This is a genomic window from Bradyrhizobium sp. Kon58, from assembly GCF_055807455.1.
In genome coordinates this window covers 283,968-300,525 of the sequence record NZ_JBVVOT010000001.1, presented here as the reverse complement: position 1 = coordinate 300,525, position 16,558 = coordinate 283,968, and the positions used below count along the sequence as shown (strand labels likewise).

At 65.4% G+C, this 16,558-nt stretch carries 19 protein-coding genes; 7 read left to right on the top strand and 12 right to left on the bottom strand.

What is annotated here, in order from left to right; translation table 11 throughout:
- Positions 1-69 precede the first annotated feature (69 nt).
- The 6 genes from fabG to gmk all read left to right on the top strand — a co-directional run bounded on the left by fabG (position 70) and on the right by gmk (position 5,798).
- Entirely contained in the window at positions 70-807 is a 738-nt protein-coding gene (gene fabG, locus AC0L20_RS01500) for a 3-oxoacyl-[acyl-carrier-protein] reductase (protein WP_456764664.1), read from the top strand.
- A 309-nt stretch (positions 808-1,116) separates the two neighbouring features.
- Complete coding sequence (locus AC0L20_RS01495) at positions 1,117-1,356, top strand: acyl carrier protein (RefSeq protein WP_006020277.1); 240 nt, start codon at positions 1,117-1,119, stop codon at positions 1,354-1,356.
- A 107-nt stretch (positions 1,357-1,463) separates the two neighbouring features.
- Positions 1,464-2,729 (top strand): beta-ketoacyl-ACP synthase II, encoded by a 1,266-nt coding sequence (gene fabF / locus AC0L20_RS01490; protein WP_456764663.1) that lies wholly within the window; start codon positions 1,464-1,466, stop codon positions 2,727-2,729.
- A 125-nt stretch (positions 2,730-2,854) separates the two neighbouring features.
- Positions 2,855-4,129 (top strand): endolytic transglycosylase MltG, encoded by a 1,275-nt coding sequence (mltG, locus tag AC0L20_RS01485; RefSeq protein ID WP_473287139.1) that lies wholly within the window; start codon positions 2,855-2,857, stop codon positions 4,127-4,129.
- 118 nt (positions 4,130-4,247) lie between these two features.
- Entirely contained in the window at positions 4,248-5,135 is an 888-nt protein-coding gene (locus AC0L20_RS01480) for a YicC/YloC family endoribonuclease (protein ID WP_247396299.1), read from the top strand.
- Between the two features lie 3 nt (positions 5,136-5,138).
- Entirely contained in the window at positions 5,139-5,798 is a 660-nt protein-coding gene (gmk, locus tag AC0L20_RS01475; protein WP_018459113.1) for a guanylate kinase, read from the top strand.
- Here the strand turns inward: gmk and AC0L20_RS01470 are convergent.
- The 5 genes from AC0L20_RS01470 to AC0L20_RS01450 form a co-directional block, all read right to left on the bottom strand.
- A complete protein-coding gene (locus tag AC0L20_RS01470) occupies positions 5,731-6,918 on the bottom strand; it encodes a hypothetical protein (protein WP_473287138.1) in 1,188 nt (395 codons plus the stop codon). The genes gmk and AC0L20_RS01470 overlap by 68 nt on opposite strands.
- A 150-nt stretch (positions 6,919-7,068) precedes the next feature.
- Positions 7,069-7,563 carry a hypothetical protein gene (locus AC0L20_RS01465; RefSeq protein WP_473287137.1) on the bottom strand — a complete coding sequence of 165 codons (495 nt, stop codon included), beginning with the start codon at positions 7,561-7,563 and terminating at the stop codon, positions 7,069-7,071.
- 27 nt (positions 7,564-7,590) lie between these two features.
- Positions 7,591-8,937, bottom strand: coding sequence for a caspase family protein (locus AC0L20_RS01460; protein ID WP_473287136.1), 1,347 nt, complete (start codon positions 8,935-8,937; stop codon positions 7,591-7,593).
- A 108-nt stretch (positions 8,938-9,045) separates the two neighbouring features.
- Positions 9,046-9,768 carry a Crp/Fnr family transcriptional regulator gene (locus AC0L20_RS01455; protein WP_473287135.1) on the bottom strand — a complete coding sequence of 241 codons (723 nt, stop codon included), beginning with the start codon at positions 9,766-9,768 and terminating at the stop codon, positions 9,046-9,048.
- Positions 9,765-10,004 (bottom strand): hypothetical protein, encoded by a 240-nt coding sequence (locus AC0L20_RS01450; RefSeq protein WP_473287134.1) that lies wholly within the window; start codon positions 10,002-10,004, stop codon positions 9,765-9,767. Before AC0L20_RS01450 ends, AC0L20_RS01455 begins: the two co-directional genes overlap by 4 nt.
- A gap of 173 nt (positions 10,005-10,177) precedes the next feature.
- On the opposite strand from AC0L20_RS01450, the gene AC0L20_RS01445 reads away from it, so the two are divergent.
- Positions 10,178-10,915: a Crp/Fnr family transcriptional regulator gene (locus tag AC0L20_RS01445; RefSeq protein WP_027517529.1), complete on the top strand. Its 738-nt coding sequence runs from the start codon at positions 10,178-10,180 to the stop codon at positions 10,913-10,915.
- Here the strand turns inward: AC0L20_RS01445 and AC0L20_RS01440 are convergent.
- From AC0L20_RS01440 to AC0L20_RS01410, 7 genes are all read right to left on the bottom strand, one after another.
- Positions 10,894-11,646: a Crp/Fnr family transcriptional regulator gene (locus AC0L20_RS01440; RefSeq protein ID WP_473287133.1), complete on the bottom strand. Its 753-nt coding sequence runs from the start codon at positions 11,644-11,646 to the stop codon at positions 10,894-10,896. The two genes, AC0L20_RS01445 and AC0L20_RS01440, sit on opposite strands and share 22 nt — an antisense overlap.
- Before the next feature lie 368 nt (positions 11,647-12,014).
- Positions 12,015-12,251: a hypothetical protein gene (locus AC0L20_RS01435; protein ID WP_007609339.1), complete on the bottom strand. Its 237-nt coding sequence runs from the start codon at positions 12,249-12,251 to the stop codon at positions 12,015-12,017.
- Between the two features lie 73 nt (positions 12,252-12,324).
- Positions 12,325-12,486: a Flp family type IVb pilin gene (locus AC0L20_RS01430; protein WP_007609340.1), complete on the bottom strand. Its 162-nt coding sequence runs from the start codon at positions 12,484-12,486 to the stop codon at positions 12,325-12,327.
- 161 nt (positions 12,487-12,647) lie between these two features.
- Positions 12,648-13,706 (bottom strand): alcohol dehydrogenase, encoded by a 1,059-nt coding sequence (locus AC0L20_RS01425; RefSeq protein ID WP_027569676.1) that lies wholly within the window; start codon positions 13,704-13,706, stop codon positions 12,648-12,650.
- Positions 13,707-13,722: 16 nt separating this feature from the next.
- Positions 13,723-14,583: a 16S rRNA (adenine(1518)-N(6)/adenine(1519)-N(6))-dimethyltransferase RsmA gene (rsmA, locus tag AC0L20_RS01420; protein ID WP_473287132.1), complete on the bottom strand. Its 861-nt coding sequence runs from the start codon at positions 14,581-14,583 to the stop codon at positions 13,723-13,725.
- The gene (gene pdxA, locus AC0L20_RS01415; RefSeq protein ID WP_473287131.1) at positions 14,580-15,593 is read right to left on the bottom strand and encodes a 4-hydroxythreonine-4-phosphate dehydrogenase PdxA; all 1,014 of its coding nucleotides are present in this window, start codon (positions 15,591-15,593) and stop codon (positions 14,580-14,582) included. The genes rsmA and pdxA overlap by 4 nt, the downstream gene beginning before the upstream one ends.
- Positions 15,593-16,519 carry a peptidylprolyl isomerase family protein gene (locus AC0L20_RS01410; RefSeq protein ID WP_456764652.1) on the bottom strand — a complete coding sequence of 309 codons (927 nt, stop codon included), beginning with the start codon at positions 16,517-16,519 and terminating at the stop codon, positions 15,593-15,595. Before AC0L20_RS01410 ends, pdxA begins: the two co-directional genes overlap by 1 nt.
- Positions 16,520-16,558: the final 39 nt, after the last annotated feature.

The window sequence follows — 16,558 nt, the reverse complement described above, 5'->3', positions numbered from 1 at the left end:
TAGTTGACGCACGATCCTTTCGGAGAACCGCTGCGCATTTTTCCGGATCGTGCCTTGGAGGAGTTATCGATGTTCGATCTGACTGGCAAAAAGGCGCTCGTTACCGGCGCAACCGGCGGCATCGGCGGCGCGATCGCACAGGCGCTGCACGCGCAGGGCGCCACCGTTGCGATATCAGGGACGCGCAAGGAAGTGCTGGATGAGCTTGCCGGCAAGCTCGGCGAGCGCACCCATGTGTTGCCCTGCAATCTCTCCAAGGCCGAAGAGGTCGAGGCGCTGGTGCCCGCTGCGGAAGCGGCGATGGGACAGGTCGACATCCTCGTCGCCAATGCCGGCATCACCCGCGACAACCTCTTCGTGCAGCTCCGTGACGAGGACTGGGAGGAGGTCATCAACATCAATTTGACCTCGACGTTCCGGCTTGCCCGCGCCGCCACCAAATTGATGATGCGCAAGCGCTTCGGCCGCATCATCGCGATCACTTCGGTGGTCGGCGTCACCGGCAACCCGGGGCAGGGCAATTATACTGCGTCGAAGGCAGGCCTGATCGGCATGATCAAGACGTTGGGTGCCGAATACGCCAAGCGCGGCGTCACCGCGAATTGCATCGCTCCCGGCTTCATCAAGACGCCGATGACCGATGCGCTCAACGACAAGCAGCGCGAAACGATTCTGACCAAGGTTCCGGCCAATCGCCTGGGCACGCCAGAGGACATCGCGGCGGCCGCCGTCTACCTGAGTTCGAACGAAGCAGCCTATGTCACCGGCCAAACCATCCACGTCAACGGCGGCATGGCCATGATCTGACGCCTCATGCCGCACCGCCCCCCTGGCGGCGCGGAATGCGGCAAACGGCCGTTTCCGGAGCGAAATGAGGCTTGTAGTCAACGCAATTGAAGTATGATAACCGGACCTTCAACGGATGGGCAAAGAACGCCATTGCAGGTTTTTGAAACCCTGTATATTGGCGATGCGGAGCCTTGGCCGTCATTCGCCGGGCCTGCATCGGTTAGGGTGGGGCCAAATCAAAGTTCGTAAGCGAAGGCAGTCAACGACCACGACGGCTCGTATCGTCCCGGGGGGTCGGGTCTACAGGGAACAACACGAGGTTATGCAATGAGTGAGATTGGCGAGCGGGTTAAGAAGATCGTGGTCGAACACCTTGGTGTTGAACCCGAGAAGGTTGTCGATGCTGCGAGCTTCATCGACGACCTCGGCGCCGACAGTCTGGACACCGTCGAGCTGGTGATGGCGTTCGAAGAGGAATTCGGTTGCGAGATTCCGGACGATGCCGCGGAAACGATTCTCACCGTCGGCGACGCCACCAAGTTTCTCGAGAAGAACGCGAAGAGCTAAGGCTCTTCATTTCGCGGGGACAACATTGAAACCGGACGGACCGCCCAACAGCGGTCAGCCGGTTTCTTGTTATTGGCCGTGAATGTTTCGATGCGGAGTTTTCGGATATGAGGCGGGTTGTCGTCACGGGTCTTGGCATGGTTTCGCCACTCGGCTGCGGTGTCGAGCCGACCTGGAAACGCATCCTCGACGGCCAAAGTGGCGCACGCAAAATCGAGAGCTTCGATGTCTCCGATCTTCAGACCAAGATCGGCTGCACGGTCGTGCGCGGCGACGGCACCAACGACACTTTCAATCCCGATATCTGGATGGAGCCGAAGGACCAGCGCAAGGTCGACGACTTCATCATCTTCGGCATGGCCGCAGCCGGCCAGGCGCTCGACGATGCAAACTGGCATCCCGAGACCGAAGAGGACAAATGCGCCACCGGCACCATGATTGGGTCCGGCATCGGCGGCCTCAACGGCATCGCCGAAACTGCGGTCCTGCTGAAGGAACGCGGGCCGCGCCGGGTCTCGCCGTTCTTCATTCCGGGCCGACTGATCAATCTCGCCTCCGGCTATGTCTCGATCAAGCATGGGCTGAAGGGGCCGAACCATTCGGTGGTCACGGCCTGCTCGACCGGCGCTCACGCGGTCGGCGATGCCGCCCGCCTGATCGCGCTCGGCGATGCCGACGTCATGGTTGCCGGCGGTGCGGAATCGCCGATCGGTCGCATCGGCATTGCCGGCTTCAACGCCGCGCGTGCGCTCTCGACAGCCTTCAACGAAACGCCCGAGAAGGCCTCGCGTCCCTACGACAAGGACCGCGACGGCTTCGTGATGGGCGAGGGCGCCGGCGTTCTCGTCCTGGAAGAGCTCGAACACGCCAAGCGCCGCGGCGCGAAGATCTATGCCGAGGTGATCGGCTACGGTCTTTCGGGCGATGCCTATCACATCACCTCGCCGTCACCTGACGGCGACGGCGGCTTCCGCAGCATGGCGGCGGCGCTCAAGCGCGCCGGTCTCACCGCGTCCGATCTCGACTACATCAACGCGCACGGCACCTCGACACCGCTCGGTGACGAGATCGAGCTCGGTGCGGTCGAACGTCTGCTCGGCAATGCCGCTTCCAAGGTCGCGATGTCCTCGACCAAGTCGTCGACCGGTCATCTCCTGGGCGCGGCCGGCGCGATCGAGGCCATCTTCGCCATTCTCGCGATTCGCGATAATGTCGTGCCGCCGACCATCAACCTGGACAATCCGTCGGTAGAGACTGCGATCGATCTCGTGCCGCACAAGGCGAAGAAGCGCGAGGTCAACGTCGCGTTGTCGAATTCTTTCGGTTTTGGCGGTACCAACGCGTCGGTGATCTTCCGGCGTCCGGTCCAATAGTTTGTGTTTGCGACGAATCCACCGTTTTGCCGTATTCGGCGATAGTCATGGAAGTGGGCGCGTGTACTTGGCCAGACAAGCGATTGTCGGGTCGCATTTGAACCGGCAGGATTCAGGTTGCTTCGATGAGTGAAAGGCCGCCCATTTCGCCCCGGAGTCCGCGGGCAGCGCTCGAGCCCGAGCAGGTCCCGCCGCCGCCGAAGCGATCGGACCGCGCGCGCAATCCCTTCGTGATCGTCGGCAACGCCATCATCACCCTGCTGCTGATTGCGATGATCGGTGCGGGCGGCGTGTACTATTACGGCCGACAGGTGCTCGAGGCGCCGGGACCGCTGAAGGAAGACAAGATCGTCAACATCCCGCAGCGTGCCGGCAAGCGCGACATCGCCGAGACGCTGAATCGGGAAGGCGTGACCGACGTCAATCCGTGGGCGTTCATTGCCAGCGTCGCTGCGTTGAAGGCGAGTTCGGACCTCAAGCCAGGTGAATACTCATTCCAGAAAAACGCATCCTTACGCGACGTCATTGCCACCATCGTTGAGGGCAAGGTGGTGCAGCATGCCGTGACGATTCCGGAAGGGCTGACCTCCGAGCAGATCGTGGCGCGCCTGTCCGACAACGACATCTTCACCGGCAGCGTGCGTGAGCTGCCGCGCGAAGGCACGCTGCTGCCCGAGACCTACAAGTTCCCGCGCGGCACCCCGCGCGATCAGGTGATCCAGCGCATGCAGCAGGCGCACAAGCGCGTGCTGACCGAGATCTGGGAGCGCCGCAGTCAGGACATTCCGGTCAAGAGTCCGGAGCAATTGGTGACGCTGGCCTCGATCGTCGAGAAGGAGACCGGCAAGCCGGACGAGCGCAGCCGCGTCGCCGCGGTGTTCGTCAATCGCCTGAAGCAGAGGATCAAGCTGCAGTCCGATCCCACGATCATCTATGGCCTCGTCGGCGGCAAGGGCACGCTCGGCCGTCCGATCAAGCGCAGCGAGATCACGCAGCCCTCGCCCTACAACACCTATGTCATCGAGGGTCTGCCGCCGGGCCCGATCTCGAACCCCGGCCGCGCTTCGCTCGAGGCTGCCGCCAACCCGGCCCGGACCCGCGACCTCTATTTCGTCGCGGACGGTACCGGCGGGCATTCCTTCACCGAGACCTACGACGCGCATCAGAAGAACGTCGCCAAGTTGCGCGCGATGGAAAAGCAGATCCAGAACGACACGGTCGAGCCGGCCGAGGACGCGCAGGCGCCGGCCGCCGCCGCGCCCGGTGCCGCCGATACGCCGACGGCGACCACGCCGGCGCGCCCTAACCAGCAGAAAAAGCCGCCGGCCGCTCGCCCCGCGGGTCCGCCGCCGGCCCGGCAAGGCGCGGTGCAGGCCTCGCCCCCGGTGGTGCAGCGCTAGGCCTGCGCGCAGACCTGCCCCGCGGGACTTTGCGGATTACATTTTCCTGCAAAATAGTCTTAAGATTCGCGTGGCTTGATGGCCGCGCGAATCCCGTGCTTCTGGAGAAATTGACCTGATGGCGTTGTCGTCCATGACTGGCTTTGCCCGAAGCCACGGCGCGAGTGGGCCGTATACGTTCGAATGGGAATTGAAGTCGGTCAACGCCAAGGGCTTTGACTTGCGGGTGCGGCTACCGCAGGGGTTCGACGAGCTCGAGGCTCATGCCAAGAAGCGCGCCGCCGAGCTGCTCTCGCGGGGCACCGTCTACGCCAATCTGACCGTCAAGCGCGCCAATGCGGCCACCAGCGTCCGCGTCAACGAGGACGTGCTCAACGCCGTCCTCAAGGCCGCCGCCGTGATCGCCGGCAAGGTCGATGCGGTCGCGCCGAGCGTCGACGGGCTTTTGGCCATCAAGGGTGTCATTGAAGTCGCCGAGCCCGAGGGCGACGAGGAGGAGGACAAGGCCGCGCGCGCCGCCGCCGCGGACGCCTTCGACAAGGCGCTCGCCGAACTCGTCGAGATGCGCAAGCGCGAGGGGACCTCGCTCGGGCAGATCCTGATCCAGCGCGTGGACGAGGTCGAGCAGCTGGCCAAGAAGGCGGAGGCCGCGCCCGGCCGCAAGCCCGAGGCGATCAAGGCGAGGCTCGCCGAGCAGATCGCGAGCCTGCTCGACACTTCCGACCGTTTCGATTCCGACCGCCTGATGCAGGAAGCGATTCTGATTGCGACCAGGGCCGACATCCGCGAGGAGCTCGACCGCATCGCCTCGCACATCGCGCAGGCGCGCGAGCTGATCGGCAAGGGCGGCCCGGTCGGACGCAAGCTCGACTTCCTGGCGCAGGAGTTTCACCGCGAGGTCAACACCTGTTGCTCGAAGTCGAACGACATCGAGCTGACCAATACGGGGCTCGCCATGAAGAACGTGGTCGAGCAGTTCCGCGAGCAGGTCCAGAATCTGGAGTGATCGATGACGATTGGCGGTCACGGAACTGATGGTGTCGAGCGGCGCGGATTGATGTTCGTGCTGTCCTCGCCGTCGGGCGCGGGCAAGACGACGCTGTCGCGCATGTTGATCGACCGTATGCCTGGCCTTCGAATGTCGGTGTCGGCGACCACGCGGGCGATGCGGCCGGGCGAGGTCGACGGCAGGGATTATTCGTTCGTCGACAAGGCCACCTTCGGCGCGATGGTGAAGGCCGACCAGCTGCTGGAATGGGCGACCGTGTTCGACAACAGTTACGGCACGCCGCGTGCGCCGGTTGAGGCGGCGCTGTCAGCCGGGCAGGACGTGCTGTTCGACATCGACTGGCAGGGCACGCAGCAGCTCCGAGAGAAAGCACGCGCCGACGTCGTCAGCGTGTTCATCCTGCCGCCCTCGGCTGCCGATCTCGAGAAGCGGCTGCATTCGCGCGCGCAGGATTCCGACGAGGTGATCCGCAAGCGAATGAGCCGCGCCAGCCACGAGATGAGCCACTGGGCCGAATACGACTACATCGTCATCAACCACGACGTCGACGAGGCCTTCGCCGAGGTGCAGTCGATCCTGAAGGCCGAACGCCTCAAGCGCGAGCGGCAGACCGGCCTCGTGGGCTTCGTGCGAGGTCTGCAAGGTCAGCTTCAAGGTTAGGCTGCGTCAGCCGCGGCCCGTCCTTCGCGAGCCGTTCCAGCATCGTCGTGATCACGTCGACGTCGATCACGTCCTCGACTCCCGCATCCTCATCGCGATCGGCCGGCTCTTCGTCATCGACCTCGTTGGCCGCGAGCCGCGGCGCGGCCTCGATCTGGAATTCTCCGTTGAAGATATCCGCGTCGTCGAGCTCTGCGGTATCTTCGTGCGCTTGCGGGACGCGCTTGTCGATCACATCAATCTCGCGATCGATTGCGGCGAGCTGCGCGGTCTTGAGCTGGGCTGCCTGCGGACGCACGGCATCGAAATCCACCGGGCGCGGCTGCCGAGCGTGCGGCGACGCGTTGAGCCAGGGCGCACGGCCATCGTCGTGATCGTGCGGCTCAAAATTGTCCCAGTTGACGCGGCGCTGGTCGGCGGCCTGGACGCGGATGCGTCCACCGGCGAAGCGGTAGACGAGGCTGGCGAGGATGCCGGCAAGCGTCAGCGCGCCGCCGATCACGAGCAGCAGCATCTGGAGCGAGCCGGTCTGCTTGTCGGCGGTGCTGTCTGCCGCGGCCAGTACAATCGGAGCAGAGGACTTCGCCGGCTTCGCGGTGGACGGCGCGGCGACCGCGACAGGCGCAGGCGACGGCTGCTCTGTGGGCGCGGCGGACGCCGTGGAGGCGTCGGGCCAGCGCCCGGCGACGGCGGGCTGCTGAGCGTTGACGTCGGCGGAGGGGCTCGCAGCCTGTTGCGTTGGCGCCGGTCCCGCCTGTGCAGCCGTCTTCACAGTGGCGATGCTCTGCGGCGTCAGATATTCGGCGCGCGCGTCCTGGACCGAGTGCTGCTGCGGCACGGCTGAATCCGCTGCAGGCATATCCGGCGCAGCCTGTGCGGTTTGAGTGGCCTTGCCGCCTTCGGCACGCAGATACCAGCACTGCCGCTTGGTCCCGCGCTCGAGGCGATAATGCCAATGCTGGCCCTGCGGGGCGGCGCCCTTTGGCGAGCCAAGGCAGTCGCTCGCGGCATTTGCCGTGCTCGGTGGCGTCGATGCATTCTGCGACACCGCGGCAAGTGGCGCGCCGGCAATGATGCTGCCTACGAGGGCAGATAAGAATTTTGCGGTGCGGTTGCCCATCCTGGTCTCCCGATTACGCATGACGCAACTCGTTACCTTCCCTTTGTCGTCAAAGACTTGGGTGGCAATGAGCCGCAAATCCGGAGAGGATGTGGCCTGAATCGGGCCTGCACGGCGTTCGTTCCGCCGCGAAATCAGACTTTTTCGGTGCTATTGCTTGGTCGAAGTCCAGGTTCCGCCGCAGCCGTCCGAGCGGCGGAAGGATCCGGAGCCGCTGCGGGCAGCGAGGCGGCCGGAGCCAGTGAAGGTCACGCCATCGCCTTGACCGAACGTGCTGACCGCGCCGCTCGCGCTGACGGTACCCGTGACGCCTTGGCCTATGACCTTGCCTGAGGAGACCACGACCGCGCCGGAGGTGGTGCCGCCGCAGCCGACGCTGACGACCATCCAGGCGCCGTCGAAACTCCCGCCACCGCCACCTCCACCGCCGCGTCGCGAGGAGCTGCGCGGCTCCTCGGCCGGCTTGCTGCGACGCGCCGAGGGCGCCGGCTCGGCGGAACGGTCCGATCGCGAGCCGGACAGCGACTTCTCGTCATTGCCGATCGAGCCGCCGGCGCTGCCGGACTGCGCAACGGCGGACGGTGGAGCGATGGTGACGGACAGGAATAAGGCAAGGGCAATCGCGGGGATGACGGCATTGCGCATGAGCAAAAATCCAAATGAAAAATCGTATCAGCGGCCGGAGCCGTCGGCACAGACGGAACCGATAATGCGGCAAGTTTTGCCAGCCTTGCCGCATTCGTCAAGCGCGGCGTCCTTCGCGCGCTGCACGCTGTCGCGCTGGACCAGCGACCAGGATTTGTCGGAGATCGCGAACGCGCCGCAGCGGTTGCCATAGAAGGACAGCTCGATCGGACATTTGGCGCCGGCGCAATTGCCGCGCGCATCCGCCACCGCCGCGCGCCGCGAGGCGTGGTTCCAGGATATGCCCCATTTGCTGCCGTCGGGGCCGTAGACGATCGAGCCCCATGGCTTCAGATCCTCCATCTTGCGCATCCGCAGCAGCAGGCCTTCGGTGGCTTCGCCCGTCGGGGGCATGGAAATCCGCTGCTGCAGCTTCGTGATCGCGCGGGTCATTCCATCAGGGCTGTCAGGATCGAAATTGAGCTCGTAGAGCCGCTCGCTGAGTTCGCTCAGCAGGGCGGCATCGCGCAACGGGACGCGGTCCGGATCGGCTCGCAGCCGATCCGCCGGCAAGGGATCAGGCTGCATCGCTGCGACCTGCGGCGGGGCGGTTTGCGTCGGGGGTACGAAATAGAAGGTGCCGTCGATCGGCGAGGACGACACCCAGGGCTGCTGCGCGCCGGAGGTGGCGCGCTTCACCGCGAGGCCGACCTGGTTGAAGGTCTGGAACACGTCGAGGCCCGCGGTCCGGACCGTCGCGGCCAATGCTTTTGTATAGGGGCTGTGGCCGTCGCTTCCGTCCTGGGCGACATTGCCGGGTTGCGTTGCGTAGGAGATCAGCGTGCCTTCGGGCGCGCGCATCTGCGCGAGACCGCCATCGGAGGCGCGCAGGCCGCGTGAGCCGAACGGGTTGTTGCGGCAGGCGTCCAGGATCACGAGGTTGAGGCGCGTGCCCGATCCCTGCATCTGGCGCAGCACGAGGTTGACGTCGGTCATCTGGAAGTCGACGTCGGCCTCGCGCGTCGGGTTGGCGCCGACCGGCACGAGATAGTTGGCGCCCGAGACCTGCACGCCGTGGCCGGCATAATAGAACAGCGCGACGTCGGCGCCCTGCACCTGCCGGCCAAAGCTCTGCACCGCCAGGTCCATCGCGCCCTTGTCGAGATCGAGCTGGGCGCGGCCTCCGACCAGCGTGAAGCCGAGCAGGCCAAGCGTCTCCGCCATCAGGCTCGCGTCCTTGGATGGATTGTCGAGCGGCGTGATGTTCTTGTAGGCGGAGTTGCCGACCACGAGCGCGATGCGCTTCTCGGCCGATGCAGGGTGCGTGGCGACGACGAGCAGGGCCGCGACCAGCGTCGCCAGCCCCGGGACGCGATTGAAAATCCTCGCGCGCATCAAAATTCCCCAAAACAATGGCATCAGTCTAGCAGGCCCACGCGCCGGCGAAAAGCGGTGCGGCGTTTGTACAGACCCCGGCGCGTCCCCCCGAGTTGCCCGCCTCGCTCACGTCAGATAATCCGGCGTGAAATCCGCGAGCGCGCGGAGCTCGTCGGGTTGCAACAGCTCGATCTCGCTTCCCTCCCAGGCAATCAATCGGCGGCCTCTCAGCTCCTGGATGGTGCGATTGACGTGGACGATCGACAATCCGCAGGCGTCGGCGACATGCCGCTGCGTCATCGGCATCTGGAAGCGGCGGTTCTTGACGAGGCCCACGACCTCCAGCCTTGCGGCGAGCTCGCAGATCAGATGCGCCACCTTCGGCAGCGCCGCCTGTGCGCCGAGGCGCGCGATCCATTGTCGCGAGATCGCCGCATCGATCAGCGTCTCGCGCCAGAACGCGCGAGTCAGGTGAATGGAGCCGTCAAGCAGCTGCTTGAGTTGGCTGTGTGCGACGTAGCCGACGATGGTGGGGCCGAGACCGACGAGGTCCGCATCCATCGGCGAGACCAGCAGCGTGTGCAGACACGGCATGTCGCCCGGAACGTGGAAGGCGAGGATCTGGCTGCGATCGCCGACGATGCGAGCCTGGTAGAGAAAGCCGCTGACGACGAAAACGCAGCGAGAGGCATCTTCACCCTGGCGCAGCACGATCTCGCCGTCCGAAACCTGACGGAGCGTGGACGGCAGGCCAGCGATCTGGCGGCGTTCGTCTTCTGAGAGGCCTTCAATCGCCTGGAGATGAGCGATGAACTTCGGGTGCGGCATGGACAGCAGGAAATGTTTCACTCGTCACGCGGCATCGCCGGGTCGAGCAGGCGTTGGGAGAGTTTTGCGATGGTCCAATCGGAGACGGGAACCGCCTGGAACTCGCGGATGGCGCGCGCAAGCTCCTGATCCGACATCGGCTGCGCCGGCTCCCTCAACCGGCCTTGCAGGAAGGCATGGCTGATACTGTCCAGGTGCTCGCCCGAATCCGATGCGAACAGGTGGCGAATGCGCTTCAGGATCGTCGTGGGGCTCATGCGAAGGGCGGGCGCAGTGTGCGATCGAGGGACGGTGGGGCTGCGACCCTGTACCGTCGCAAACCGGTAGCAACCTGTGCTTCCGACCAGCGTTCTAGTCGGCTGGATACGGGCCGGATGTATCATTTGATCGAACCGGCAGGATTTTTGGCGGGACACATGGAACGGGACACATGGAAAAAGCCCATGACGTGCTGATCCGGAACCTGGGCGAGCACACCGCGCTCGCACAGGAGGATGTCGCCGAAATTCGCGGGCTGACCTTTGTGCAGCGCGAGTTCGCGCCGAACGAGGATTTCATCCGTCAGGGTGACGAGCCCGAGCATTCGGCGCTGGTCGTCTCCGGCATGATCGCGCGCTACCATCTGCTCGACAGCGGCCGGCGGCAATATCTCGCGTTCCATCTGTCCGGCGATCTGCCTGATTCCCAGGGCTTGTTCATCGACCAGATGGACCATGGCCTCTGCGCCCTCGGGCCCGCCTCGGTGGCCTTCATCCCGCATCGCGAATTGCTCAACGCGTTCCGTCGGCGGCCGACCTTCGCGCTCTCGGTCTGGCGCGAGACCCTGCTCGATGCCGCGATCTTTCGCGAGGCCATCACCAACAACAGCGCCCGGCCGATGCACACGCGCATGGCACACCTGTTCTGCGAGCTGTTCTACCGCGCGCGGGCCGCGCAGCTCGTTCGCGGCAATCGCTGCCGTCTGCCGATCAGCCTGGCGCAGCTCGGCGAGACGCTGGGCATGGCGATCGCGACGGTGAACCGGACGCTCGCCGACCTCAGGCGGAGCGGGACCATGGACTTGCGCGACAGCGAGCTGATCGTGCTGAAATGGCGCGAACTGCAGCGGCTCGGAGGCTTCAGTCCGACCTATCTGCATCTCAAGCGTCAGTCGCCACCGCGCGCGTGAGGCCGCAATGTGTCAGCCGCTGGCAGCTGCCGCGCGCCCAGCATCTCGTCGAAATGCTTCTTCACCCAATCGTTGCAACGGCAGGCTCTGGCTTCGAGCGCCGGCGCGTCGAGGATCAGGATGGCGCCACGGCGTGTCGCGAGGATCCGCCTCGCCTTGAACATCTGGATGACGCGGCTGGCATAGCTGCGGGAGACGCCGAGCATGCCGGCAAGCTGCTCGTGGGTGAGGGGGATCTCGGGGCCGCCGACGTGCTCCTGCGCGGAGATGATCCACTTGGCTGCGCGCTGCTCGATCGAATGCGCGGCATTGCAGGCCGCGGTCTGGAGCAGCTGCGCGAACTGGCAGTCGGCGTAGCGCGAGAACACCTGCTGGAGCGTGGCCGACCTCTGCTGGGCCTGCTCGAGCGCGCGCGGCGGCAGCCGCATCAGGGTGCCGCCCAGCTTCACGACGATGCGCGAATAGGCCAGCGAGGCGCTGCGGCCGGCGGCAATGCCCACCGCGCCCTCGCGCCCGACCAGCAGGCTTTCGACCTCGCGATCGTCCTCGACCGGCACGGCGAACGACACGAGTGTCGAGCGGCAGGGAAAATGCACCGCCGTGACCTCGTCGCCGGCGTGATGCAGGATGTGGCTCGCCTCGAGTTCGACCAGCTGGAGGTGCGGCGCGAGCAGTTCGAAATCCGGGCGGCTGAGCCGCTGGAGAAGATCGTTCTGGGGCCGACCGGTCACATGTGTTGCTCTGGCCGGGAATCGGCACCGGCCAGAACCCTACGTTTCCGTGACCGAGCCGACGGTTCCAAAGTGCACACAAGGCGTTTTTCATGCGTTGAAAAATTGGCCTCCGGTCTGCGGAATTACGGAAATCGCTGGTGAGGCGCTTGGTACGCGAGGCAAATGGCGCGGCCGAACCCGAGGGCCCTTCAACTTCACGAGCTCTGTGCAGGAGTGCACACAGCAGGGGCGCGGACCGGCGTAGCGTGCTCGTCGCGGAGCGACGCAGCCCGTGCGCTCTGCCCGACGGACCGCCGGCCTATATCTCAAACGCCGCCGGGCCGGCGGGCCCGAGGGCGGCGAGGATGATCATCACCCGAAGTACGTCACCCGAAGCGTGCTTCGCAATCATGCGCGGGCCGGCTTTTTTCCGCGTGGGCGCGATAGGCATCGATCGCCCTGTTGGCGAGCATCAGTTGCCGGCGTTCACCGGTCCTGAGCTGGGCCTCAATGGCGTCGAGCAGGACGTTCGCCGTCTCGTCCGGAGAGCCGAGCTCTCCGCTCTGCTCCAGGAAGCTCCAGGCGATGAAGAATGCGTTCTCGACGGTGCAGCGAATGGACATGCCTGCCAACGCGGCGCGGCCGTTGCCGTTCCGCGGGACAGACGAATGCCGTGAATTAGCGCGCGTGCCCGCGTTACTTCAGCGAGCTGCTGATCGAGGTGAACTTCTTGTTCAGCGTCGCGCCGAGATTGTTGACGACGGCGATGATCGCGAGCGCGATGCCGGCGGCGATCAGGCCGTACTCGATCGCTGTGGCGCCGGACTCGTCGGCGAGGAAGCGGCGGATGGTCTGCATGGTCTTGCCAGAATTCCAATAAGAGAGCTGGCGAGGACCATAATTCGCACAGAACGGGTTCCCCAATTTGGAACGCCGGCTTGCGTCAAGTTCGGGTCAATCGCGATCATTGAAGCCGGCAGCGAGATGCTGACCCCGCCGCCTCGCGCTTCTCGCGCATGCTAATTCTTGAGTACGATGCGGCCAACGACCTTGCCGGCGCGAAGCTCGTCGATCCAGGTCTGGACGTCGCCCATCGGCTCCTCGCGCATCGGCGTCGGCTTGATCTTGCCGGCGCGGGCGAGTGCCATCAGCTCGTGGGCCTCGGTGAGCGTGCCGACCATGAAGCCCTCGATGGTCATGCGCTTGTAGACCCATTGCACCATCGGCAATGTGAACTGGCCGCCCATCAGGCCGGAGACCACGATCTTGCCGCCGCGCGCGGCGACCGCGACCGCGAAAGCCATGGACTTCTCGTTGCCCGCGAAATCGACGATCTCGTCGAAGCCGCCATCGGTTTCCTTGAGGATGCGCTTAATCACGTCGGGCTCGGCCGGATCGTAGGCCACTGCCGCGCCGTTCTTCAGCGCGGTCTCGCGCGCGGCACCGCTGAGATCGGCGACCGTGATCGGCTGCTTGAACATGGCCGCCGCGAAGGAAAGGCCCATCATGCCAACGCCGCCGAGGCCGATCAGCAGGAGATTGCGCTGGCGCGGACGATCGACCAGTCGCTTGAGCGCGCCATAGGCGGTGACGCCGGAGCACATCAGTGTCGCGGCCTGGTTGACGGGCAGGGGATCGTAGTCGAGCAGATATTTCGCGTCGGGCACCAGCACGTGGGTGGCGAAGCCGCCGTCGATGGAGACGCCGAGAAAGCGCTGCCTGGCGCAGAGGTTCTCGTCGCCATTGGCGCAGTCGCGGCACTGGCCGCAACCGATCCACGGAAACACCGCCTTCTTGCTACCGACGAGACCGGCGAACACGTCGGGGCCGACTTCGTCGACCACGCCCGCGATCTCGTGGCCGAGCGTGAAGGGCAGCGTCATGCCGCGCGTGGTGTCGAGCTTCTTGCCGCCGCCGAGATCGGCGTAGCCGTCCTGGATGTGCAGATCGGAGTGGCAGAGGCCGCAGCGCTCGATGCGCACCAGCACCTCGCCTCCTTGCGGCTTCGGCGTGTCGACGATGGTCTCGCACAGCGGCGCATCGAACTTGACGAGGGACTGCCGACGCATCAACGCCATATTTCTTCCTCCGAAATTATCTCTCTGTTTCGCTGCGTATATTGGCCAATTCACGGGCCATGGCAACAAAGCCGGAAATCGGAACGGTCTCCGCGCGCCGCGTCGCGTCGACGCCGGCAGCTGCGGCGAGCCGCGCGGGATCTGCGCCCAGCGCCTTCAGGCTTTGCCGCAGCATCTTGCGGCGCTGGCCGAACGCGGCGGCCGCGACCTGTTCGAGCAGCTTGCGATCGCAGGCGAGAGGGTTTTCGCGCGGGATCAGTCGCACGACGGAAGACGTGACCTTCGGCGGCGGCACGAAGGCGGACGGCGCAATGTCGAACAGGATCTTGGTCTCGCAGCGCCAGTTGGCGAGCACGCCGAGCCGGCCGAAGGCCTCCTCGTCCTCGCGCGCCACGATGCGCTCGCCGACCTCGCGCTGGAACATCAGGACCATCATGTCGTACCAGGGCGGCCAGGGCTCGGTGGTGAGCCAGCCGACGAGAAGGTGGGTCGCGATGTTGTAGGGCAGGTTGGCGACGATTTTTGCTCGTTCGCCCGACAGCAGCGGGCGCGGGTCGAAGGTCATGGCGTCGCCATGCACGATCTCGAGACGGCCGGGATAGCGCGCAGAAATATCCTGCAAGGCAGGGATCGCGCGCTCGTCATGCTCGATGGCGATGACGCGTCTGGCGCCGAGCGCGAGCAAGGCGCGCGTCAACCCGCCCGGGCCGGGACCGATCTCGATGATGGTGGAGTCCTCGAGCGGAGCCGCCGCACGCGCGATGCGCGCGGTGAGATTAAGGTCGAGGAGGAAGTTCTGGCCGAGCGATTTGCGGGCCGACAAAGCGTGCTGGCGAATGACCTCGCGAAGCGGCGGGAGGTCGTCGATCGCGCTCATCGGGTTTTCGCAGCCGCCATCCGGCTCGCAAGCCTCAACGCGGCGATCAGGCTTGCCGGATTGGCCTTGCCGGTCCCGGCGATGTCGAAGGCGGTGCCGTGGTCGGGCGAGGTGCGGATGAAGGGCAGGCCGAGCGTGACGTTGACCGCGTCCTCGAAGGCCACCGTCTTGATCGGGATCAGAGCCTGGTCGTGGTACATGCAGACGGCGCAGTCGTAGCTGTTTCGCGCGGCTTCGTGGAACATGGTGTCGGCGGGGAGCGGTCCCTTCGCCTCGATGCCGTCGCTGCGCAACGTCTTGATCGCCGGCGCGATCACGGTCTGCTCCTCGTGGCCGAGCGAGCCGTCCTCGCCCGCGTGCGGATTGAGGCCGGAGATCGCAATGCGCGGATTCCCGATGCCGAAGTGGGATTTGAGTTCGGTCGCGACAATGCGCACGCTCGAGACGATCAGCTCGCTGGTGAGCTGGGCCAGTGCATCGCGCAAGGAGACGTGGATGGTCACGGGCACCACGGCGAGCCGCGGCGACCACAGCATCATCACCGGCTGCGGCACGCGGCCGTCTTCCGCGGCGAGCTCGGCGAGGAATTCGGTATGGCCGGGATGGCGGAAGCCGGCGCGATAGAGCACGCTCTTGGCGATCGGATTGGTGACGACGGCGCCGGCGCGACCGTCGCGGACATCAGTGACCGCCTGGCGGATCGAGGCGAGCGCGGCCGGCGCGCTCGATGCGTCGGGCTTGCCGGGCTCGGCACTCGCGGGCTCGCCGGTCGCGACCACGGGCAGGGCCTCGGGGAAGGCGGCCCCGGCCTCGCCGGCGCTCACCGAAGCGATCCTGACGTCGGCGCCGAGCGCTTTGGCGCGGCGCGCGATCAGCGCCTCGTCGCCGAGCAGATAGAAGGCGGGCAGGTCCAGTTCGCGGCGCTTGAGCCAGGCTGCGATGGTGATGTCGGGGCCGATGCCGGCAGGTTCTCCCAGCGTCAGGGCGAGAGGCTTGGCAGGCTGGGCCATCAGCGGTTGCGATACTCGATCATCGCCGCCTTGCGGAGGTCCTCGAGATAGGCCTTCTGGGTCTTCTCGTACTTCTCCTGATACATCTTCTCGCGGACCTCGCGCTTCTTCGGCGTGTCGATCATGGTCGGCTTGCGCGAGCACAGCACCACCATCTCGATGCCCGCCTTGGTCGTCTCGGGGGCGGTGAGGTGGCCGATCGGCGTGTCGTCGAGGACCTTGCGTAGCGCCTCGGGCAATTCGGCGGTGGTCTTGGTGACGATGTCGCGGATGGTGGCGTTCGGTGTGGAGCGGAACAACGAATTGGCTTCTTCGCAGCTTCCGACGCGCGAGCGATATTGCTCGGCTTCCTTGTGCCGCGTCTCCAGGAACGCCGGCGACGATCCGCGTGGCACGATCAGCACGATCGGCTGCATCTTGTATTCGGTGCCCTCGATCTGCAGCTTGTCGCCGGTCTGGGCCTGCACGGCCTGCGCGACGTCCTTCTCACCGACCAACAGCTTTTCCTTGAAGCGGCCGCGCACGAGGCTGGTCCAGACCATCTCGGCCTTCATGCGGCTCTTCAGGGTTTCGGGGCGGACGCCCTTGACCTCAAGCGACTTGGTGAGCTGGTCCGGCGAGATGCGCATGCGCTGCGCCATGCCATCGTAGGACTGGTTGATGTCGGAGACGCCGGGATCGACCCCGTATTTCTTGCCTTCCTTCATCTTCACCCGGTCGTCGATCAGCTCGTTGATGACCTCCTGACGGGCCGGTGTCTTCTGCGTCGTCAGCTGGTCGAGCTTGGAGCGCTGGTCAATGTCGAAGTCGGTGATGGGATCGCCGTTCACCATCACGACGATGTTCTGCGCGCGCGACGGCGTGCCGGCCAGGAGCAGGGCGGTGAGGAGGAGGAAGAGGCGGAAGACAGGCAGTGGGATCGTCATATTTGTCGCTCGCATGTCAGCCGCGGTGAACCTGCGATC

What these genes read in the sequence shown, in the direction of transcription:
- AC0L20_RS01495 (WP_006020277.1), top strand. Translation starts at nt 1,117, where the DNA reads ATGAGTGAGATTGGCGAGCGGGTTAAGAAGATCGTGGTCGAACACCTT.
- fabF (WP_456764663.1), top strand. Translation starts at nt 1,464, where the DNA reads ATGAGGCGGGTTGTCGTCACGGGTCTTGGCATGGTTTCGCCACTCGGC.
- AC0L20_RS01480 (WP_247396299.1), top strand. Translation starts at nt 4,248, where the DNA reads ATGGCGTTGTCGTCCATGACTGGCTTTGCCCGAAGCCACGGCGCGAGT.
- AC0L20_RS01435 (WP_007609339.1), bottom strand. Translation starts at nt 12,251, where the DNA reads ATGTCCATTCGCTGCACCGTCGAGAACGCATTCTTCATCGCCTGGAGC.
- rsmA (WP_473287132.1), bottom strand. Translation starts at nt 14,583, where the DNA reads ATGAGCGCGATCGACGACCTCCCGCCGCTTCGCGAGGTCATTCGCCAG.
- AC0L20_RS01445 (WP_027517529.1), top strand. Translation starts at nt 10,178, where the DNA reads ATGGAAAAAGCCCATGACGTGCTGATCCGGAACCTGGGCGAGCACACC.
- mltG (WP_473287139.1), top strand. Translation starts at nt 2,855, where the DNA reads ATGAGTGAAAGGCCGCCCATTTCGCCCCGGAGTCCGCGGGCAGCGCTC.
- AC0L20_RS01425 (WP_027569676.1), bottom strand. Translation starts at nt 13,706, where the DNA reads ATGGCGTTGATGCGTCGGCAGTCCCTCGTCAAGTTCGATGCGCCGCTG.
- AC0L20_RS01470 (WP_473287138.1), bottom strand. Translation starts at nt 6,918, where the DNA reads ATGGGCAACCGCACCGCAAAATTCTTATCTGCCCTCGTAGGCAGCATC.
- AC0L20_RS01460 (WP_473287136.1), bottom strand. Translation starts at nt 8,937, where the DNA reads ATGCGCGCGAGGATTTTCAATCGCGTCCCGGGGCTGGCGACGCTGGTC.
- gmk (WP_018459113.1), top strand. Translation starts at nt 5,139, where the DNA reads ATGACGATTGGCGGTCACGGAACTGATGGTGTCGAGCGGCGCGGATTG.
- fabG (WP_456764664.1), top strand. Translation starts at nt 70, where the DNA reads ATGTTCGATCTGACTGGCAAAAAGGCGCTCGTTACCGGCGCAACCGGC.
- AC0L20_RS01465 (WP_473287137.1), bottom strand. Translation starts at nt 7,563, where the DNA reads ATGCGCAATGCCGTCATCCCCGCGATTGCCCTTGCCTTATTCCTGTCC.
- AC0L20_RS01410 (WP_456764652.1), bottom strand. Translation starts at nt 16,519, where the DNA reads ATGACGATCCCACTGCCTGTCTTCCGCCTCTTCCTCCTCCTCACCGCC.
- AC0L20_RS01430 (WP_007609340.1), bottom strand. Translation starts at nt 12,486, where the DNA reads ATGCAGACCATCCGCCGCTTCCTCGCCGACGAGTCCGGCGCCACAGCG.
- AC0L20_RS01450 (WP_473287134.1), bottom strand. Translation starts at nt 10,004, where the DNA reads ATGAGCCCCACGACGATCCTGAAGCGCATTCGCCACCTGTTCGCATCG.
- pdxA (WP_473287131.1), bottom strand. Translation starts at nt 15,593, where the DNA reads ATGGCCCAGCCTGCCAAGCCTCTCGCCCTGACGCTGGGAGAACCTGCC.